The following is a 20,957-nucleotide window of genomic DNA, read 5'->3' on the forward strand; positions in this document are numbered from 1 at the left end:
CAGGACACAATGGCTGCTTTAAATTCCTGATCCCTCGAAACCCGATTCGTCGGCAGGTGTCCACTGACATGGCCGCTGTTACGCAGTCACGACAGGCCGTGAGTTCAAGCGCGAGAATGACCGTATGGTGGTCGTCATAGAAAGACCAGCATCAGGTGTAGCCTGTCGAGAGAAAGCAGTCCGCTCGCTGCGCCCCGCGGACGGGCAAATGCAGATCTGAATAACGACCGGATTCAACGTGCAAAGCAGGCCACCGGCAAGTGCCCGCCCATGCCAAACATAACGTGTGAGCGGGAGGCGCTCTGAAAGACCTGACTAGAGAAGAGCTTGAAGCGCAGATCGTGGACCTGCGCAGAATGCTTGAAGAAGCCGGCATCGACGCCGCAACGAATACCTGTCGACCCGCAGCCATCGGCCGCGAGGCACGCCAGCGCGCAGTTTTTGACAGCGCGATGGATTTCGCCATGATCCTGACCGATCGCGAAGGCATCATTACCGACTGGAACCCGGGCGCAGAGCAGGTTCTGGGCTGGAACCAGGATGAGATGGTTGGCCAGAGCGCCGAACGTTTCTTTACGCGCGAGGATGTGGCCAACGACCGGATCGACCATGAGATGCAGCTTGCGCTGAGTGTAGGCCGGGCGTCGGACGAGCGCTGGCACCTGCGCAAGGACGGCCAGCTGTTCTGGGCATCAGGCGAGATGATGCCACTCTACGATGAAAAGAATACGCACCTCGGCTTCGTGAAGATCCTGCGCGACCGCACGCCCGAACATCTGGCGGGCCGCGCGACCGAAGAAGCCCAGGAACGGCACCGGCTGGCCGCCAAGGCGACCAATGACGCGATATGGGATTGGGACTTTGCAGCCAATCTGGTGCTCTGGAACGACGCGCTGGAAGAGGCCTACGGCTACCCGTTGGCAACGCTGGACAAGTCCGGTGACTGGTGGATGGGCCAGATCCATCCCGACGATCGTACCCGCGTGTACAACTCCATTCATGCCGTGATCGATGGCAATGGCACTGCCTGGACGGATGAATACCGCTTTCGTCGTCTGGACGGGTCCTATGCCGACGTACTGGACCGCGGCCATGTGATACGCGATATCGACGGCCAGGCAGTGCGCATGATCGGTGCAATGCTCGATATGTCGCAGATGCGCAAGGCCGAAACGGCACTGCGCCAGAGCGAAGAGCGCTCGAGGGCCATGCTGGAGACCATCGAAGCCGCATTCGCCATCATTCAGGTCAAGTTCGATGCCGATGACAGCCCGGTTGACTACCGTTTCATCGAAGCCAACCCCGCCTTTGAACGTCAGGCCGGTGTCGATCTGCGCGGCAAGTGGGTGACCGAGTTCGCGCCGGACCTGGAGCGGTTCTGGTTCGAAGCCTATGGGCACGTCGCCAAAACCGGCGAGCCTGCCAACTTCGAGAACTATGCCAAGGCTTTCGAACGCTGGTTTGAAGTCAAGGCGGTGCGTGTCGGTGAACCGGCTGACCGGCAGATTGCGGTCATCTTCAGTGATGTGACTGCACGACGCGACGCCGAGGAGCGCTTGCGCACCAGCGAGGCCGTTGCACGCGAAAACGTCGACCGCGTTCAGCTCGCTCTGGCCGCCGGTGCAATCATCGGCACCTGGCACTGGGACTTGCCGACCGATCGCTTCACCGTGGACGAAGCCTTCGCCAAGGCATTCGGCCTGGATGCCGCGCTGGGCCGTGAAGGCCTGAGCCTGGAGCAAGTCATTGCCACTGTTCACCCTGAAGACAAGCAAAGCCTGATCAATGCGATCAATGCGGTCATCACCAACGGGCGTGTTTACGCCCACCAGTACCGTGTTCGTCGTACCGACGGGATCTACTACTGGATTGAAGCCAACGGCCGGGTCGACCGGGCCGAGGACGGCACGCCTTTGAGCTTCCCCGGCGTGCTCATCAACGTTGACGAGCGGCGCGCCGTGGCAGCCGAACGCGACCGTGCCACTGCTGCGCTGCGGGCACTCAACGACACACTTGAGCAACGCGTGGCATCGCGCACCACCGAACTCATGCAAGCCGAAGAGAAGCTGCGCCAGTCACAGAAAATGGAAGCGGTAGGGCAACTGACCGGTGGCCTCGCCCACGACTTCAACAACCTGCTGGCAGGTATTTCCGGCGCTCTGGAACTGATGGGTACCCGGATCGAGCAAGGCCGCTGGGGCGAGGTCGACAAGTACATCGTGACCGCCCAAGGCGCGGCCAAACGTGCAGCGGCCCTGACGCACCGGCTGCTGGCCTTCTCCCGACGCCAGACCCTGGACCCGCAGCCGACCGACGTGAACAGGCTGATGAAAGGCATGACCGACCTGATCCAGCGCACCGTCGGCCCCAGCATCGTGGTCGAGACCATAGGCGCCACGGAGCTGTGGCCGACACTGGTCGATGCCAGCCAGCTGGAAAACGCGCTGCTGAACCTGTGCATCAACGCCCGCGATGCGATGCCGGACGGCGGCCGCATCAGCATCGAGTCGAGCAACCGCTGGATAGACGGCGATGTGGCACGCGCACACGATATGCCCGAGGGCCACTATTTGTCGCTGTGCGTGACCGATACCGGTACCGGCATGACGCCTGATGTCATCGCCAAGGCATTCGATCCCTTCTTCACCACCAAGCCCATTGGCCAAGGCACAGGGCTGGGTCTGTCGATGATTTACGGATTTGCCAATCAGTCTGGCGGACGGGTGCTCATTCAGTCGGAGGTCGGCAAGGGCACCGCAATATCGCTGTACCTGCCCCGCTACGAGGGTACTGCGGCCAGGGACGAAGGCGATGTGCACAAGGCACCGTTCGAGTTCACCCAGTCCGGGGAAACCATCCTGATCGTGGACGACGAACCCACGGTGCGCATGCTGCTCACCGATGCCCTCGGCGACCTGGGCTATACGCTGATCGAAGCCGCCGACAGCCTGGCCGGCCTCAAGCTGCTGCGTTCGGATGTGCATATCGATCTGCTTATCACTGACGTGGGTTTGCCGGGTGGCATGAACGGACGACAAATGGCCGATGCCGGACGCGAGGTCCGCCCGCATCTGAAGACCCTGTTCATCACCGGCTACGCGGAAAACGCTGCCATCGGTGATGAACAACTCGGGCCAGGAATGCGCGTGCTGACCAAGCCGTTTGCAATCGATGCCCTGGCCGCCAGAGTCCAGGAACTGATGAGTGTCTGAGTAAACGGCCCGGTGCAACTCTGCCCCGGGCCGTCAACATTGAGCGCTGCGCAAACCCGGTGCTAACATGCGCGACCGCCATGCAGGCAAGGGAATAACCGGGTCATGAGCAGTATCCGCGAGCGCAACAAAGAACTCATCCTGCGCGCTGCCAGCGAGGAATTCGCCGACAAAGGCTTCGCCGCCAGCAAGACCAGCGATATCGCGGCCAAGGCCGGTGTCCCCAAGCCCAACGTCTATTACTACTTCAAGTCCAAGGAAAACCTCTATCGCGAGGTGCTGGAAAGCATCATCGAGCCCATTCTGCGTGCGTCGACGCCCTTCAATCCCGAAGGCGTACCTGCCGAAGTCCTGAGCCGCTATATCCGTTCGAAAATCCAGATTTCCCGCGACCTGCCCTTCGCCTCGAAAGTGTTCGCCAGCGAGATCATGCATGGCGCTCCGCACCTGACAGCGCAGCAGATCGAACAGCTTAACGGCCAGGCCCGGCACAACATCGAATGCATCCAGGCCTGGATCGACAGCGGACAGATCGCCCCGCTCGATCCTCACCACCTGATGTTCACCATCTGGGCCGCGACCCAGACCTATGCCGATTTCGACTGGCAGATCGCAACGGTCACCGGCAAGGCAAAACTGCAGGACACTGATTACGAGGCGGCAACCCGGACCATCCTCAGGCTGGTGCTCAAAGGCTGCGAGCCGGACCGCTGAACCCACCCGGATTTCCTGCAGACGCAAAAAACCCGCCGAAGCGGGTGGTTTTGCAACATGACCATTCCGACATCCTGTCAGTAGCCTCCTGGCAATGGTCGATCGTCCCTGATCACTGCGGCGTTCCTTCGCTGCAGCTGTTGAATTGGATCCTACATTCACTGAGGGTCAGTCGATAGAGCCAATCGCGCCTGTTGCTGTAAGCCTTTTGCCATACCCGTGTACGCCGCTAAAAAATGTGACCGACCGCTCATGTTTGGACGTGACGCGCCGAGATGCTTGAAAGACCCTGAATCGCGCGCCGCGCGAGCCAAAGTCATCAGAAGAAAAATAATGCAAGGGATGCCGATCATGAGTATGCGCAGTTTGTCCATCAGTCGCCGTCTGTGGCTGATTCTTGTGGTTTCAGTGCTGATGCTCTTTGTCCTCTCGGCGACACTGCTCAGACAGCTGCATACCGACCTGTATCAGGCCAAGGCCGAGAAAACCATGCATGTGGTGCAGACGGCCAGCGGCATCCTGTCGTTTTATCAGGGGCTTGAAGCCGCGGGCGGCATGACCCGCGAGGCTGCGCAACAGCAAGCCTTGAAAGAGATAAAGAGCCTGCGTTACAGCCAGAGCGACTACTTCTGGATCAACGACCTGCGCCCGGTGATGATCATGCACCCCACCAACCCCAAACTTGAAGGTCAGGATCTGTCGACCATCAAGGACCCGGACGGCTTTGCGGTGTTCAACGAAATGGTCACGCTGGTCAAAGCCAAGGGTGCCGGCATGGTGAATTACCGCTGGCCCAAGCCCGGTGCCAGCGAGCCGGTGAAAAAGACTTCTTACGTGCAGCTGTTTCAGCCATGGGGCTGGATTCTGGGGTCCGGCGTATACGTGGATGACGTGGCGGCAGAGTTCAAGACGCAGCTGTGGAATGCCGGGATGTTCATCGCCGGCATCGTGCTGGTCATGGTCTTGCTGCTGGTGATGATCGTGCGCAGCATTGTGCGCCCACTCAGAGCGGCCGTCGGGGCAATGGCGAATATCGCCAGTGGCGAGAGTGATCTGACACGCACGCTGGAAACCCACGGCAAGGATGAAATCACTGAGCTGGGCACGCACTTCAACGCCTTTGTCGCCAAGCTGCGCAATGTCGTCGGTAAGTTGCAGCACTCGGCCGTGGCGCTGGGCCAGGCGTCGACTGATCTGGGCAGCGACGCCGAACAGGCGCAGAACCGCAGCGAGAAACAGTCGCAGCAAATGGACCTGGTTGCCACGGCGGTCAACGAAGTGACCTACGGTGTGCAGGATGTAGCCAAGAACGCTGAGCATGCCGCCAGCGAAATGCGCGCTGCCGAGTCGCAGGCGCAACAGGGCCAAATCAATATCGATAACAGCCTGCGCCAGATCGAACACCTCTCCAGCACCATCGGTCAGGCCGTGGAAGTGATGCAGAGTCTGGCCAGCGAGAGCACGCAGATCGGCAGCGTACTGGAAGTGATCAGTTCGATTGCCGAGCAGACCAACCTGCTGGCGCTGAACGCTGCCATCGAGGCGGCGCGCGCCGGTGAACAGGGCCGAGGCTTTGCCGTGGTGGCCGACGAGGTGCGTCTGCTGGCCCAGCGCACGCAGAAGTCGACCGCAGAAATCCAGTCAATGATCGAACGCCTGCAAAAGCATTCCGATGCCGCGGTCAGGGTAATCGGTGACAGCAGCCGCTCCTCGCAGTTGACCATAGAGCAGGCCAATCAGGCCGGCCAGAGCCTGACCTCCATCAGTCAGGCGCTGCGCAACCTCAACAGCCTGAATGCTTCCATTGCCAGCGCCACCCTGCAGCAGACGCACGTGGTGGATGACATCAACCAGAACGTTACCCAGGCCGCGCAACTGTCCCAGAGCACCGCACTGGCCGCCGAGCAATCGACCTCGGCCAGCCTGCACCTGCGAGGGTTGAGCGAAGAGTTGAACACCTTGTTGAAGCAGTTCCGGGTGTAAATCTGCAGTGCGATTGGCGGGCGCAGGGAACCTCGTGCGCCTCTTGTTGCCTGAGACCTGCTTATTCAACCGCTCATTCAGCTGCTTATTTATTTGCAGGGGGTCACATGCGCACACTGGAGCTGGCAGGCAGAACCGTACCAGTGCTGGGTCAGGGCACCTGGCACATGGGTGAAAAAGGGCATCAGCGCTCGGCAGAAATCGCCGGCCTGTGCCTCGGTATCGAACAGGGCCTGACCTTGATCGACACCGCCGAGATGTACGCCGATGGCGCTGCCGAGGAAATTGTCGGGCAAGCCATTGCCGGACAGCGGGACAAGGTATTCGTGGTCAGCAAGGTCTACCCGCACAACGCCAGCCACGCCGGTATTCCGACCGCGTGCGAGGCCAGCCTGCGGCGAATGAACACCGATTACATCGACCTGTACTTGCTTCATTGGCCCGGTCAGTACCCGCTGACCGAGACGGTCGAGGCGTTCGAACGTCTGCGTGAAGCGGGCAAAATCGGCGCCTGGGGTGTTTCCAACTTTGATGTGCCGGACATGATCGAGCTCAACAACCCGCGTTGTGCCACCAATCAGGTGCTCTACAACCCGGAGCAACGCGGCATCGAGTTCGACCTGATGCTGTGGAGCGCGGACCGTCATCTGCCATTGATGGCGTACTGCCCGATCGGCCAGGCTGGCGATCTGCTCTACCACCCTGCCCTGCACGAAATCGCCAAACGCCACGATGCAACACCGGCGCAGATTTCCCTGGCGTGGGTGCTGCGTCAGGACAACATGATCGCCATTCCCAAGGCGACCAACCCGGAACACATTCGTCTGAACATCGCTGCCGAGCAGATTCGCCTGACCGAGCGCGATCTGGCCGATATCGATCTGGCATGGCCCGCGCCCACTCGCAAGGTGCCGCTGGCGATGGTCTGACCGCTGTCGATGCTGTAGCGAGCTGTCAATTGACTGAACGGCTGCACACGCAGCCGCTTCCCGCTATGACAGATGACACACCCGGTAACAAGCTGTCACAAATATGAAATAACGCCTTGTCATCATGCGGCCTTCGCCTCCCTGCCCGGGCCAGGCCGCACGTGGACAGCCATGAACCACAGTATCGCGCACCATCATCAAGACTCCGACCTTTTCGGTCTGCTCTACGGCTTTCGTTTTCGCCACGGTGAAAGTGGCCAGGAAATCGGGTCAGCCGCCGCGCTGGATTACCTGCAAAACCCTCCCGAAGAGAACGACTTCATCTGGCTGCACCTGAACCTCTCGCACGCGGCCTGCGAGCGCTGGATGAAAACCCAGCTGGATCTTCCGGAAGAATTTTTCGAAGCATTGCACGAGGGCTCGCGCTCGACGCGGATCGAGCACGTGGACGCCACGTTGATGGCAGTGGTCAACGATGTTGTGTTCGACTTCAACAGACTCTCGACTGACATCTCCACCTTGTGGGTCTGTGCCCGCCAGCGTTTGCTGGTCACCGCCCGGCTGCAGCCGCTGCGCTCGGTGGACAAGCTGCGCTCGGCGGTCAAGCGCGGCGAACAATTCGACTCACCGCTGGAGCTCCTCGCCCACCTGCTGAGCGACCAGGGCGAAGTGCTGACGCAGTTCCTGCGCAAGACCAGCGTCAACGTCGACCGTATTGAAGACCAGTTGCTTTCGCAACGACTGAGCAATAATCGCTCCGAACTCGGCGCCATGCGCCGCGTGCTGGTACGCCTGCAACGCCTGCTGGCGCTGGAACCCGGCTCGTTGATGCGCCTGTTGCATAAACCTCCGCAATGGCTGCGCGAGCAGGATGTCCAGGCGTTGCGTCAGTCCATCGAAGAATCCTCGCTGGTGATCAACGACCTTACCGCGCTGGGCGAGCGCATCAAACTGTTGCAGGAAGAAATTGCCGCCAACCTCAACGAACAGAGCAGCAGAACCCTGTTTACCCTGACCGTGGTAACTGTTCTGGCATTGCCGATCAACATCGTCGCCGGCTTTTTCGGCATGAACGTGGGGGGCGTGCCGCTGGCGTCTGACCCTGAAGGTTTCTGGATTTTGGTGGCACTGGTCGCTACCTTCACCCTGGTCGCCGGGCGCTGGGCATTCCGCAAGCGCGGCGATTACTGAATCAGCAGCCGTACACGCCGGTTGTCAGAAAACCGGCGCAAAAGCGCAATCAATTGTTACATGTCTCACCGCTGTCACATTTTGCAATGACCATGTCAATATTCTTTCAATCCAGGATTGCGAACATGGCTACAAACGCACTGTCTCCGGACGCTCTCGGCAAGGAGAGCCTGTCAGCGAGTCAATTCGGTCGCAAGCCCAGCCGAATGACCATGATACTTTTCTTCACCATACTTATCGCAGGCTTGCTGTTCACCGGCTACAGCCTCAAACAGGACGTAGACGACATGGGCACGGTGGTCACCACCTGGACCCCGTTCGTGCTATTGGGTGTGGCGTTGTTGATCGCGCTGGGATTCGAATTCGTCAACGGCTTTCATGACACGGCCAACGCGGTCGCGACGGTAATCTACACCCACTCCCTGCCGCCCGGCTTTGCAGTGGTCTGGTCGGGTTTTTTCAATTTCCTCGGCGTGATGTTTTCCAGCGGCGCGGTGGCATTCGGCATCATCGCTCTGCTGCCGGTGGAACTGATTCTGCAAACCGGCTCATCGGCAGGCTTCGCGATGATCTTCGCGCTGTTGATCGCGGCGATCATCTGGAACCTCGGTACCTGGTGGCTGGGTCTGCCGGCGTCCTCGTCGCATACTCTGATCGGTTCAATCATCGGGGTCGGCATCGCCAACGCCCTGATGCACGGTCGCGACGGCACCAGCGGCGTGGACTGGTCGCAAGCCACCAAGATCGGCTATTCACTGCTGCTTTCGCCACTGGTAGGTTTCGGCTGTGCAGCGTTGCTGTTGCTGGCCATGCGCATGTTCATCAAGAACCGCGCGCTGTACAAGGCTCCAGAAGGCAATGCGCCGCCACCGCTGTGGATTCGCGCCATGCTGATTGTGACCTGCACCGGCGTGTCGTTTGCGCATGGCTCCAACGACGGGCAGAAAGGCATGGGCCTGATCATGCTGATTCTGGTCGGCACCCTGCCGATGGCGTATGCGCTGAATCGCACAATGCCTGCCGAACAGGCTACTCAGTTCGCTGCGGTGGCTGAAGTAACCCAGCAGGCGTTGATCCGCAGCGTCCCTCAACCGGCCCCAGGGGATGCGCGCAAGACGCTGTCGGATTACCTGGTCAGCAAGGAAGCGAGTCCTGAGCTGATCCCTGCGCTGGCGGTCATGGCTGGCAAGATCGGCGATCAGGTCGCCAGTTATGGCTCGCTGTCCAAGGTGCCTGCCGAAGCCGTGACCAACGTGCGTAACGACATGTACCTGACCTCGGAAAGCATCCGCCTGATGGAGAAAAACAAGGTCGGCGATTTCGACGCGGACACCAAGACCAAGCTTGAAGCGTTCAAGGGGCAGATCGACAGCGCCACGCGGTTCATTCCGACCTGGGTCAAGATTGTCGTGGCCATCGCCCTGGGGCTGGGCACGATGGTTGGCTGGAAGCGTATCGTGGTGACCGTGGGCGAGCGCATCGGCAAGACGCACATGACTTACGCCCAGGGCGCGTCGGCAGAGGTCGTGGCGATGTTCACGATCGGCGCGGCGGACATGTATGGGCTGCCGGTATCCACTACCCATGTGCTGTCGTCCGGCGTGGCCGGTTCGATGGTCGCCAATGGCTCGGGGCTGCAAATGCGTACCCTGCGCAATCTGGCCACGGCCTGGGTGCTGACCCTGCCGGCGGCGATCCTCTTGTCCGGTTCGTTGTATTGGGTGTTCAGCAAGCTGTTCTGATGCCTGTTGCGTCTGCCCCCCTTGACTATCGTGCCGACGCTCTGCGTCGGCATGCCGTTCGTGACGCTATGCGTCAACAATCTCTGATGCGAAAACAATGCTATGACTTACCCACCCTCCGCTGCCAATGAAGTGCTTTTCAACCGCGACGGCACTGACGACGCAGAGTGCGACGTCAGTGACGGCTGAGTCCTGGCGCTGATCCGGGGGTAGCCTGGCAGGACGCCAGGCTAGCCGCACCGGGCCATGGATGGCCCGTTGCGGCGACCCCCGGATCAGTGACAGGGCGAAGGAACCCGACGAAGTCGGGCCGGAAACGGAGCGAAAGGCTTTGGTTACTTTGGCCTCATCAAAGTAACTCGCCGAGGGGCGAAAAGGTGACCTGAGTCGAACGCCAACTCACCTGATGTCACAGAACCGCTGTGTGACGCAGAGCGTCATGAACTGCATGCCGACGCGGAGCGTCGGCACGATATTCAAAGTGAGCAAAGTCCCTGCTGTCATGATCATCCAAAGGTTCAGCGCACAGCCGGGTCAGGCGGCACATCGCCGTCCGCGCTGGTGTCGATGCTCACGACCACCGACATCCCTGGCCGCAGGTGCTCGAGCATAGGCTGATCGGCATCGACCGTGATGCGTACCGGAATACGCTGGGAAATCTTCACGAAGTTGCCGGTGGCGTTGTCGGCGGGCAACAGGCTGAATTCCGAGCCCGCGGCGGGCGAAATTCTTTGTACGTGGCCGTGCATCTCATGGCCGTCGAGCGCATCGACGGTAAAGCTCACCGGCTGGCCCAGGCGCACGTTGGCCATCTGGGTTTCTTTCATGTTCGCCACGATCCAGCGCTGCTCGGGCACCAGCGCCATCAATTGCGCGCCTGAATTGACATAGGCACCAAGACGTACGCCAATCTGCCCCAACTGCCCGTCGCGCGGGGCGACGATACGGGTGTTGTCCAGGTCGATGCGCGCCAGTTCGATAGCCGCTTGCGCATTGGCGACCGAGGCTTCCAGCGAGCCACGGTTGACGATGACTGTCTGCAGGTCTTCACGGGCGATCTGCAAGACTGCCCTGGCTTCGGCAACGGCGGCATTTGCCTGCGCATCGGCAGCACGCGTGACATCGAGCTCGCTTTTCGAAACCGAACCGTCGGTCACCAGAGCCTGATTGCGCCGCAGATCGGCAGCGCTCTTGCGGCTCTGGGCGATGCTGTTCTGCAGTTCGGCCTGGCGCTGGCCGATGGTTGCCTCGGCACTGCGCCGTTGTTGCAGATTGTTGGCCAGCGAGGCCTTCTGCACAGCCAGTTGGGCATTGGCCTGATCCAGGCGCTGACGATAGATACGGTCATCCAGACGCACGAGCAAATCACCGGCCTTGACGAACTGGAAGTCCTGCACCGGCACTTCATAGACATACCCGCTCAGCTGCGGTCCGATCAGCGTGGTCTGGCCCTTGACCTGCGCGTTCTCGGTGCTCTCGATCGGGCTGGCAAACGGCGGCAGTTGCCAGGCATACAACACCACCAGCACCCCGGCCAGGGCGACGGCGCCGAAAATCACGGAAGACACGACGCGCTTGCGGGTCGAGCGCGGCTTGCTGGTCACCGGGGACGTCAACGGTGCAGGTGGCAGAGAACTGCGGGGGGCTTCGGTATCTGGGGTCTTGGATTCGGTCATGAAGATTTAACGCCGGAGTTGGATACGGTGGGCGAAGCAGCAGGTGCAACGGGTGCCAGCGCCAGAGGTTGAGTGGTCATTTTCAGCCACAGGACCCGGGCTGAAATCCAGATCATGGTCAGCACCGCAATCAGCGCGATCAGCATGAACACATCGTTGTAGGCCAGCACGTTGGCTTCCCGGGTCGCTGCCGTGGCCATGGCGCGGATACCCTGACTGTTGCGCAACGCCGGGTCGCCGATCACCGAGCTGTAACTGGCGCTGTAGCTCTGCAGCCGCGCCTGCACCAGCGGGTCGATGAGGGTCAGGTGTTCAACGACGTGGCTGGAATGAAACTTCTCGCGCACCACTTGAAAGGTGCCCAATGCAGCAGACCCGATCAGCCCGCCGATGTTCTGAGTGATCCCGAACAACACCGAAAAGCTGACCATGTTGCGCGGGTTCGCCAACACCCCACTGATCCCCAGCACCAGGGTAGGCCCGAGGAAGAACGTGCCGCCGAACGCCAACAGAAACTGGCTGAGGTACATGTTCGATTGGCGGGTCAGGTTGGTGGAGTGACTGTCCATCCAGGCACCGATTGCCATCATCGCCAGGGAGATCAGCAAGGGTTTGATCAGATGCGCAGGGTTGATGGTCAGCGCGCTGACCGCCAGCCCCGAAACGCTGCCGAGCAACATCACCAGATACAAGGTATGCAACTGCTGACTGCCCATGTTCAGTGCCTGAAGAAAACCGACAGCGCCGACCGACTGCTCGGACAGCACCACACGAAACAGGATAACGGCCAGGCCCAGACGCAGAATCGCCCCACTGCCCAGCCAGCGAGTGATCAGCAACGGATTGCTGCGGTTATGCTCGATGGCCAATCCGGCGCAGATCAGCGCAATCGATGCCGCTGAGGCGATACCAATCCATTGCGCTTCCAGCCACCATTCGATACGCCCCAGCGACAGCACCGCACAGAACAGTGCGAAGCCGGTGGCCAGCAGGCCAAAGGTCAGGAAGTCGAGCTTCTCGAACGCTTTGAAACGATCGCCCGGCGGCAGTTTGAGCATCAGCACGCAGCCCAGCGAAAGCAACGCCATGCCCAGTTCGAACAGATACAGGCCACGCCATTGGGCAATCTGCAGCAAATCTTCCGACACCAGCCGGGCCAGCGGCGTTGCCAGCTGGGCGGTGCCAATCCCCAATACCAGGGCCTTGAGCCGCCACTTCTGCGGGAAGGCCTGAATCATGTAATACAGCCCGAGGGTGCTGAGCGCAGCGCCGACCATACCGTGTGCCGCCCGTACAGCGATGGCCGAATCGATGTCGTTGACGAACAGGTGCGCCAGCGTCACCAGCGCGTACAGCACCAGAAACAGCTCGGTGAACGCGCGCAGACCGAACTGCTGGCGAAACTTCACCAGCAGCAGATTCATCGACACGTTGGTCATGATGTAGGCCGCTGGCAGCCAGGCGATGTCCTGCGAGGTCGCCCCAAGCGCGCCCTGCAGATACGGCAGGTTGGCGACCACCAGCGCATTGCCGAGGCCGCCAGTCAGCGCAACGATCACCCCCACGACGGCAAAAGCCCAACGCCGCGCAGTCGAATGCAGCGGCGTCGACGGCGAGCCGGGCATGGTCGGACGCTCATGGGCAGCCCACTCGCGCGGGGCATACTTATCGCTCATAAATGGCTGGCACGGGGACTTTCATGGGGTACACCTGAGGAATTCCCTTTTGTGACATTAATGACAGTCATAATACTCATCCGCCAGGCAATGATTCGCGTCGGTCATTCCGATACAGCGACGCTCAGACACCCGCGAATGCGCTAAAACAGTGGATATCTGAAACTTCAGACTATGCTTAAACGCAGTTTTGCTTTGCACATTTGCGCTGCTAGGATCTTCTGCGACGCTCGAAAGCTCGAATAAGAAAAAAGCGCAACCGAACAAGGAGTTCAGAATGAGTTCACAGGTTTCATCCGCCCGCCCGGTTCGACCATCCGCCAGCCGGGATTCGATCGTCATCGACGTGCGTAACCACATCGGACACTTGACCCTCAATCGTCCGGAAGGCCTGAACGCAATCGATCTGGACATGGTCCGCACACTTCGCCAGCAACTTGACCGCTGGGCCGACGACCCCTCGGTTCATGCAGTGGTCCTGCGTGGCGCAGGCGGCAAGGCGTTCTGCGCCGGTGGCGACATCCGTTCGCTGTATGAAAGCCATAAGAACGGCCAGGATCTGCATCACACATTTTTTGCCGAAGAGTACGAGTTGGACCTGGTCATTCACCGTTACCGCAAGCCGGTACTGGCCCTGATGGATGGTCTGGTGCTGGGCGGCGGCATGGGGCTGGTCCAGGGCGCCGACCTGCGCGTAGTCACCGAGCGCAGTCGCCTCGGCATGCCGGAGGTGGCCATCGGTTATTTCCCTGATGTCGGCGGCAGTTATTTTCTCTCGCGGCTGCCGGGCGAACTGGGTACCTGGCTGGGCGTGACCGGGTCACAGATCGGTGCCGCCGATGCGCTGTACTGCGGCCTTGCCAACTGGTCCATGAACAGCGAACTGCTGCCGCGCCTCGATCATATGCTCGATCATCTGAAGTGGAGGTCGACCCCACTCAAGGACCTGCAGGGTGCACTGGCCAAGCTGGCGACTCAGCGTCTGCCCTCCCCGCCGCTGGAAGCCCTGCGCCACGCCATCGACCACTTTTTTGGCTTGCCGGATATCCCCAGCATGCTCGAACAACTGCAACAGGTGGTCATCGGCGACACCCGTGAGTGGGCGCTGGACACCGTCAGTCGAATGAAAGCTCACTCGCCGCTGGGCATGTCCGTAACCCTGGAGATGCTGCGCCGCGGTCGTCATCTGCCGCTGCAGGCCTGCTTCGCCATGGAGTTGCATCTGGACCGCCAATGGTTCGAACGCGGTGACCTGATCGAGGGCATACGCGCGCTGATCATCGGTAAAGACAAGAAGCCGCAATGGAAACACGCCAGCGCGCAGGACGTCAGTGCCGCGCAGGTGCAGAGTTTCTTCAACGGTCTGGAGAATTGAGCCGTGCACGACCTTGAATTGACTGAAGAGCAGGTAATGATCCGCGACATGGCGCGCGACTTCGCGCGCAATGAAATCGCTCCGTATGCCCAGGTCTGGGAAAAAGCCGGCTGGATCGATGACGCGCTGGTTGCCAAGCTCGGTGAGCTGGGCCTGCTCGGCATGGTGGTGCCGGAGCAATGGGGTGGCACCTACATCGATTACGTCGCCTACGCCCTGGCGGTTGAGGAAATCTCTGCCGCCGACGCTGCCACCGGCACGCTGATGAGTGTTCACAGCTCGGTGGGCTGCGGGCCGGTTCTCAACTACGGGACCGACGAGCAGAAGCATGCCTGGCTGGAAAAACTGGCCACAGGCCGGGCCATCGGCTGTTTTTGTCTGACCGAACCGCATGCAGGTTCTGAAGCCCACAATCTGCGGACGCGTGCCGAGTTGCAGGGCGATGAGTGGGTGATCAACGGCGCCAAGCAGTTCGTCAGCAATGGCAAACGGGCACAACTGGCTATCGTGTTTGCCGTGACCGACCCGTCGCTCGGCAAAAAGGGCCTGTCAGCCTTTCTGGTGCCGACCGAGAACCCCGGTTTCGTGGTGGATCGCAGCGAGCACAAGATGGGCATCCGCGCATCGGACACCTGCGCAGTCACCTTGAATAACTGCCGAATCCCGGCTGCGAATCTGCTGGGTGAGCGTGGCAAGGGCCTGTCTATCGCCCTCTCCAACCTGGAAGGCGGCCGCATCGGCATCGCCGCGCAGGCACTGGGCATCGCCCGCGCCGCCTTCGAAGCAGCCCTGGCGTATGCGCGGGAACGCGTGCAGTTCGACAAACCGATCATCGAACATCAAAGCATTGCCAATCTGCTGGCCGACATGCACACCCGCATCAACGCCGCGCGCCTGCTGACCCTGCACGCTGCGCGGCTGCGCAGCGCCGGGCAGGCGTGCCTGTCGGAAGCGTCTCAAGCCAAGCTGTTCGCGTCTGAAATGGCCGAGTGGGTGTGCTCCAAGGCGATCCAGATTCATGGCGGCTATGGCTACCTGGAGGACTATCCGGTCGAGCGTTACTACCGGGACGCGCGCATCACTCAGATATACGAAGGCTCCAGCGAGATCCAGCGCCTGCTGATCGCCCGGGAACTGCGTCATTATCTAGTCTGACGCAGAAGCCGCGCGATGCGGTATGCAGGGGGCAGCGCGTCAGGGCTTCACAAATCGCTCTCGCCCCAGCAACGTGACCAGCAAGGCCACCGAGTCGGCATTTTTGAGCATGATGTCGGTCCGTTTGTGGACGTCTTCGTAAAATACGTCACGCGCTTTTTCCAGCGTGCTCTTGCCAGAGATGCGCAAAATGGTCTGTTTTCCGTTGCCGTCCGTGCGCCTCAGGTCGCGCCATGAATCCTCCTCCAGCTGCTTGAACAATTTGTCGCGATCAGTCTGAAAGGACAGCGTCTTTTGCTGCTGATAAATCAGTTCATTCCTGATCCGCAGTCGATAGTTCGGTGCATCTTCAAGCAAGTCAATGAACGGGGCCTGCGAGTCCACATAAGCAATGTCGTCCGTTTTCAGCACCATATGCGATAACTCATGAATCAGGATCGCGGCCCGGTAATGCTGAGGAAACTTGAATTCCCCGGCCCGTTGCGCGCTGAGCTTCAATCGATAGGTCGGCAGTCGAAAGAACTGCTCTGTCAGAAAAATCCGTCGCGCCGGGTCTGCCTCGAAAATGAATGCGCTGGCCGACTCGTTACCTATTCGATTGACGCCGATGACATAGCGTTTCGAGTCTATGGGCGACATCGAAGGGTCAATCAACTCCTGATACAGGTCGGTGACCGCCTTTTTAGTGACTTCACGCAGTCGATCGTCAGGCACCTTCTGAGCAAAAAAATCGCTTAATATTTTTTCCGCACGCGGATCCAGGGTGTTGTCCGGCAAGCGTCTGGTCAGGTTGTCCAAGGCGTTTTCCAGATAGCTCCGCGCCTGCAGGCAGGCATCTTCGATAGATTGGGCCATATCCCGGTGACGATGACGAATCTCGGGCATGCCTCGAGCGCTGACAACCATGATCTCGTCAACCAGGTCGTCGACCAGGCTGCCTTCCATTCGGGTCAGCGCCCCACCGCCGCCGCGCAGCCCGCCCGGGATGTCCAGCCTCCATTGCTGATCCGCATCCAGGCTCACAGAGGGGCCGATTTTGCTGCCCGATACGATGAACCAGCCATCTTCATCGGACTGCAACTCATAGGTTTTCCCACCGATGGCTGCATACGACCTGCTGGTAACAGGATCCCGGTAGACGCTTAACAGCTCGTCGCGCTGCAGCGTGTACAAGGCCATGTCGTGAACTTCGAACTCGCGCAAGCGCTCCCGTATCTGTTGTGTCAGGGAGCTGTTACCCCAGGAGAACTCGAACGTGTCAGCGCCATCGATCAATTGCACCAGCGGGTCGGGCGACGTGGCGTCATCCACCAGAGTACTGTTCTCTCGAGCTGTCAGGGATGCGACTTCCGCAGGGTTCTGTCCGGAAGAAATCATCACGCTCAAGGCAGTCATGAACTCCGAGATAGCCTGCCCCCACTGCTGATCCGTTGCCGAGATGAGCGACAGATTCAACAATGTCTGTCCCTGAATGATGCCAATCAGTGCCCCGAGGCGTCCGGGCATGAGCGCCATGAATTGCTCTGCGCCGAGCGTGAACAGGTACTGCGTCGCCGCGCGGCGATGTTCGGCATTGGTGACGCTGTACTGCTTGACCTGCAGCTTCAGGATATCCAGCGCACCTTTGAACATCAGCAACAGGCAGTTGCCCTCATAGGGATCTATGTGCACGGTGACAGGGGCAGGACGCTCAAAAGGCACGTCGAAAGAGGACTCGGTGCTGAAAGGCAGGTGTGGTTCCATGAAACCACCGTTGTCGTAAATCTTGCGCAAATCCGGGTCGATACGGTCCAGAATGTACGCTTGAAAATACGCCGAGGTGTGTATGTCCAGTACCAGCGCAGCCTGATCTGCGTACTCCTTGAACACGAATTCGTCATGCAAGGGCGCGTAAAGCACCCACGGTCCCGGCTGATTTTCCTTTGGCCCCATCACGTAGGTATTCAGTACCGATGTCGGTTCCCAGCCCTCCTTGGCCGGTAGCAGCTTCAAGGGGCTGATGATTATCTGGCAGCCATTGACTGGCAGGCGCGCGACCGCATCAGGCATGGTCAATACGTTTTCGACAATCCGATACGCCTGCTCGGACAGCTCGTTTTTCAGCTTGGAGGTGAAGGCTCGCAAGATATCCAGCGAAGGAACCTGCTCGACGAACAGTTTGCGGCGTTCGAGGTAATTCGGCGTCGTCTCGGACAGTACCGAGTCCAGCATCGTGCGGTAACTCGCGGCGATGTCCAGCGACGCCACCAGTTCGCGTAGATACGCCGGTGTCAGGGCCGCGTTCAGCGGCGTGTCATCCATTGAGGAGAGCAGAATGACCCCGTCCTGCCTGGACAGAAAGCGGTTGATTGCAAACTCCACCAGGTTTTCGCTGACGGTTTGGACTGCCGCAGGCACCGACTGGGGCACCTCGCCTGGTGCCACCGGGGCGGGAACATAGTGCGTCAGGGAAACACGCACATTTTCAGGATCAGGACGGGGCTCTGCGAAGTCCTTGTCGATCCTGCGTTTGAGCTGCTCGAGGGAATAATCGTAGAAGCTTGGAATATCGAACAGAAAGTCCTTCTCGCCGGCACAGGTCACATAAAACCGTCGCAGGACCTCGACCAGAATGACCTGATCATGCTTCGACGCATCGCTGACCCATGAAGGTACGAGCGCCTTGTAAATGATGAATTGAATGGCGACTCCCAAAGAGTTGAGGGCCTGGCGATTTCGGTCATCCCGCTCTGCGGCACTCAGCAGATTGACGAACAGTTCCGATGGCACCTGCCAGGCTATGGACTGCCGGTAAAGATCCGCCACCGTACGCTGCTGGCGCTCGACCTCGTCGCGCTGCAATGCCTCGATAAAATGCCCTTCAATGGGTTGCAGGACGACCTTGAGCTCAAGCGCCCCTCGACGGGTACGCTGGTCGAGTAACATGCGTCGGTCAGGTTCGGCGATTATCCCTGATACCTGCGAGCCCAGTTCTATACCTGCCAGTCGCCCGGCTACATACACTTTCAGTAACTGCCGAGTTTCGAAACAGATGATTCCCTGCTCCAGTATCCACAGGACGGGCTGGCTATCGGGACGCCTGCCAGTAACCACAAAAGCATTGGGTACCTTGATGGCAGGCGCCTGCGGGTCGTACTCGACCGTCACCCCGAATGCATCGACGCGCGCCTCGCCCAACCCCTCCCGAAGTGCCGGCAACGGCCTGTCGATGACCTGCTGTATGTTGTCGATGAAAACCACAGGCAGCGTGGCCGTGCGCCTTTCAACCAGCAATTCGAGGCGTAGCGAGTACTCCCGAACCAGAGCTGATATCACGCCGGGATGCATGCTGGTGTCCCGTTGGCGAATCGTGCGTGAGTAGAACTCGCTGATCTGCGCCTCGAAGCGCTGGGCAAAATCTGCCTGCACGCAGATCAGTATCTGCTCAAGCAATGCCAGGGGCAGACGTTGCACAGGTTGACCCGCCACCGGGGTGATCTGTCCTGCGAGAACAACGCTGTCAGTCAGAGGAGCGCTTGCGTAACCGCACACCCGGTCCAGCGCCAGCGTCAGCACTGGCACCGGCTTGGCCTCAGCGACATCCGCCAATACCCAGAGCTTGCGGGCATCCAGAAGCGGACCGCCAATCAAGGCCAGATAAAGGTTGAGTGCGCGATGCATGCAGCCATCTGCACCGGCATGCATGGCATCGATGCTGCCGAGCAAGGTGTCGAGCTTTTTCAGCTTGCCCATCCAGTTGTAGGACGGATCTGAAATCACGTTCGGCCGCTCACCGACACTGCTCTGGGCAGCGGGGCCCCAGACGCTGTCAAAGCCAAGCCGGTCCTGACGCCAGCGCCCTGCGTCGTGCATGTTCAATAGCCGACCATCGAGCAGCTTGCGGATGTCCAGTGCATCGTCGATCCGCGCCGGATTTTTTTCGGAGTGAAGGGCTGGCAGGTCAAGTACGTAGCGCAGGTCGCGCTTTTGCAGGGCGATCAGGGCATCGATGAACTCGCTGAAAAAGTCCTCGGTGAGCGTGTCATAACGCAGCTCAAGCTGACCTTCCAGGCTGATGACGGAATGATCGTTCAGCGATGAATAAAACAACAGCCCGGCGCGTGAAGGCCCCCTCAGCACATGCTCAATGGCCTGAGCCTGATCGCCAAAGCGCAGGAAGCCCGGCTGCGACGAATAGAGAAACGCCGCCGGTGACGCCTCTCCGGGGAAATCGATGAGGAATACGCCGACCAGCTTGACGGGGTCCTGGCCGGCCACGACGACTGATAACCTGCTGACCCTCGGCACCGGCGCAACGGGCGCGCCAGACTGCGAAGGCAGCAGGGTCAGCAGGCAGCGGTATTCAGCCTCGGTCATGGTGCGATGCGCCCTGCCCGATAACAGATGCTGGCGAAAGCACTCGACCAGCGCATCAGCGGTGAGGTCGCGGCGCGTGCGCCCGCCCTGCCCCTGAGACGTCCAATAGTCAGATAGCAATTGCTCATACGCAGTGCCGACTGAAGCAGCCGAGTCTGCCAGAGCATGATCGAAAACGATTGCCAGTGCCTCGGGCAACGCCACCCCCTTGGCATCCAGATAGCGACGTGTCTGGCCTTCCGGTAGAGCTTCGTAGGAAAACGCCTGCATGGCGGCATCGGTAAGGTACTGAGTCCCGATGACTGTAGACGCTGCCGGAGCAGCACCGGGCGCCGTGTGCACAAGCTGGACAGTCTGGGCAACGGCGTCGATGCCCCTTTCTACCAGCACATCCTGCAAGGCCTTCCCTGTCGCCTCTCGAAGATCGGGCAGCGCCTCCAATCCGGCCGCCAGACGCTGCAGATGTCCGGCTTGCTGGCGCATGACCGTCTGCGTGCACGCGTCAAACAGCGAGCCCTCGATGCGCTGGCTCTCGACGATCGACACGGCAGTAATATCGTCGAATCGTTGCTGCAAGGCGCTGAACAGCGCACTGCGGCTCTCGAACTGCTCGATGCCGAAGGTCAGGGTACTGAGAAAGACCCGTGCCAAGGGGTTAGCTGCATCGCTGATGAACAAGGCTGCGGCCAATTCCGCATTAACGGGCAACTGGTCATTTATCAGCAGTCTGTCGACTCGGGGAAGCGCATCGTTGGTTGGCTCGCTACTTTCGGCAGCCAAGAGTTGCAACCACGCACCGTCGTCACGGCTGATTCGGGACTGTCCGACGGCGTCATGAATGTCTTGTGTGAATCGCGCGCGCAGAGTGTCGCTGAAAAAATAGGGAGCTGCTGACATGTACTGTTTCCTTTGGAGGGCGCCTCTGCGCACAGCGCCCAGGCGCGTGAC

The 20,957-nt window shown here is 60.1% G+C and carries 11 protein-coding genes; 8 read left to right on the forward strand and 3 right to left on the reverse strand.

The genetic code is table 11. The annotated features are described in order from the left end of the window. Positions 1-356: 356 nt before the first annotated feature. The 6 genes from BLR20_RS22070 to BLR20_RS22095 all read left to right on the forward strand — a co-directional run bounded on the left by BLR20_RS22070 (position 357) and on the right by BLR20_RS22095 (position 9,771). Positions 357-3,212 carry a PAS domain-containing hybrid sensor histidine kinase/response regulator gene (locus tag BLR20_RS22070; RefSeq protein ID WP_222943695.1) on the forward strand — a complete coding sequence of 952 codons (2,856 nt, stop codon included), beginning with the start codon at positions 357-359 and terminating at the stop codon, positions 3,210-3,212. Between the two features lie 105 nt (positions 3,213-3,317). Beyond that, positions 3,318-3,926, forward strand: coding sequence for a TetR/AcrR family transcriptional regulator (locus BLR20_RS22075; RefSeq protein ID WP_032612020.1), 609 nt, complete (start codon positions 3,318-3,320; stop codon positions 3,924-3,926). A gap of 351 nt (positions 3,927-4,277) precedes the next feature. Further along, complete coding sequence (locus tag BLR20_RS22080) at positions 4,278-5,909, forward strand: methyl-accepting chemotaxis protein (protein WP_050549110.1); 1,632 nt, start codon at positions 4,278-4,280, stop codon at positions 5,907-5,909. A 107-nt stretch (positions 5,910-6,016) separates the two neighbouring features. After that, positions 6,017-6,838, forward strand: coding sequence for an aldo/keto reductase (locus BLR20_RS22085; RefSeq protein ID WP_010429680.1), 822 nt, complete (start codon positions 6,017-6,019; stop codon positions 6,836-6,838). Positions 6,839-7,009: 171 nt separating this feature from the next. After that, positions 7,010-8,029, forward strand: a complete 1,020-nt coding sequence (locus BLR20_RS22090; protein WP_003315246.1) for a transporter — start codon at positions 7,010-7,012, stop codon at positions 8,027-8,029. Positions 8,030-8,154: 125 nt separating this feature from the next. Next, positions 8,155-9,771 (forward strand): inorganic phosphate transporter, encoded by a 1,617-nt coding sequence (locus BLR20_RS22095; RefSeq protein ID WP_054993245.1) that lies wholly within the window; start codon positions 8,155-8,157, stop codon positions 9,769-9,771. 518 nt (positions 9,772-10,289) lie between these two features. On the opposite strand, the gene BLR20_RS22105 is transcribed toward BLR20_RS22095, so the two are convergent. Both BLR20_RS22105 and BLR20_RS22110 read right to left on the reverse strand, forming a co-directional pair. Continuing rightward, positions 10,290-11,447, reverse strand: a complete 1,158-nt coding sequence (locus BLR20_RS22105) for an HlyD family secretion protein (protein ID WP_054994308.1) — start codon at positions 11,445-11,447, stop codon at positions 10,290-10,292. Continuing rightward, positions 11,444-13,123, reverse strand: coding sequence for an MFS transporter (locus BLR20_RS22110; RefSeq protein WP_074595046.1), 1,680 nt, complete (start codon positions 13,121-13,123; stop codon positions 11,444-11,446). The genes BLR20_RS22105 and BLR20_RS22110 overlap by 4 nt, the downstream gene beginning before the upstream one ends. 277 nt (positions 13,124-13,400) lie before the next feature. On the opposite strand from BLR20_RS22110, the gene BLR20_RS22120 reads away from it, so the two are divergent. Then, a complete protein-coding gene (locus BLR20_RS22120) occupies positions 13,401-14,498 on the forward strand; it encodes an enoyl-CoA hydratase/isomerase family protein (protein WP_054993329.1) in 1,098 nt (365 codons plus the stop codon). Between the two features lie 3 nt (positions 14,499-14,501). Beyond that, entirely contained in the window at positions 14,502-15,653 is a 1,152-nt protein-coding gene (locus BLR20_RS22125) for an acyl-CoA dehydrogenase family protein (protein ID WP_054993330.1), read from the forward strand. Between the two features lie 39 nt (positions 15,654-15,692). Here the strand turns inward: BLR20_RS22125 and BLR20_RS22130 are convergent, their stop codons facing one another. Continuing rightward, the gene (locus BLR20_RS22130) at positions 15,693-20,906 is read right to left on the reverse strand and encodes a dermonecrotic toxin domain-containing protein (RefSeq protein ID WP_054993331.1); all 5,214 of its coding nucleotides are present in this window, start codon (positions 20,904-20,906) and stop codon (positions 15,693-15,695) included. Positions 20,907-20,957: the final 51 nt, after the last annotated feature.

The sequence above is a fragment of the Pseudomonas congelans genome (assembly GCF_900103225.1).
Lineage (GTDB): Bacteria > Pseudomonadota > Gammaproteobacteria > Pseudomonadales > Pseudomonadaceae > Aquipseudomonas > Aquipseudomonas congelans.